1 protein-coding gene is annotated in these 805 nt (G+C 51.6%); it reads right to left on the bottom strand.

Annotated elements, in window-relative coordinates:
* Positions 1-805, bottom strand: an 805-nt coding sequence (gene gspL, locus R7Q09_RS24960) for a type II secretion system protein GspL (protein ID WP_318143798.1), incomplete at both ends; no start/stop codon positions are given.

Here is an 805-nt window from a genome sequence, read left to right as displayed (position 1 = left end):
AGGCTTGTGCTTGCGCCTCGTACTTGTGGACGACGAGAAGTTGCTGAGCCACGACCACCACTAACAAAACGCCCGCAGCGATAGCCGCCTTTTGCCAAACTTTCCAGTACTTACCCCAAGAAGACTTCGGCTTAAACTCGCCAGTTAACAGGTTCGTTTTACTACTCGCGACGCCTTTTGCGAGCAACGCCATCGTCATTTCTTCTGGCTTAGGAACCCATACGTTCTCAACCGTCGATTCTGGCACGGAACTGTAGCAATCGAGTTGCCAACCTTCATGGTTTTGCAGGTAAGAAGAGAGGTAAAGATCCAGCCACGCCGAATCCACCACCGCGCCTTCCGTCTCTGAGTGACGAATTAGCCATTGCTCACCAATCAGTGCCGCACTGCTGTTGTCATCACTGACAGGCAATGCCAATACATCTGGCAAGATGCGTTTGATGGTCAACCCTTGGCTAGCAAAACGCTGTAGCACGGTTTGTACCCATGCGCGCTCGACCGCACACACTTGTGCTTTATCCGCTTGCTTACCCAATACGGTGAAGTGCAAGCTATCCACATCTTGCGCGACTTCATCTTCAATCAAATAAGGCAACATGCTGTCGAACTGACGTGTGGCACCAGGCGGAATGTCCACCTGAGTTAACACCACATCATTACTCGCTAGTAAAGCGATGACTTGGCGCTGGCCGGCATACGATACCAACTCATCCAAGTGTTCCCATCCGGCAAGTTCACCGCTGGCAATCACTTCCTGTTGTTCTGTCGACCACACCACCCAAGGAATGGTACTTTGTTGTTCGCT

The sequence above is a fragment of the Vibrio sp. 2130-1 genome (assembly GCF_033339515.1).
Note: the sequence above shows the minus strand (reverse complement) of the source record. Positions and strands in the feature narration are given on the sequence as shown.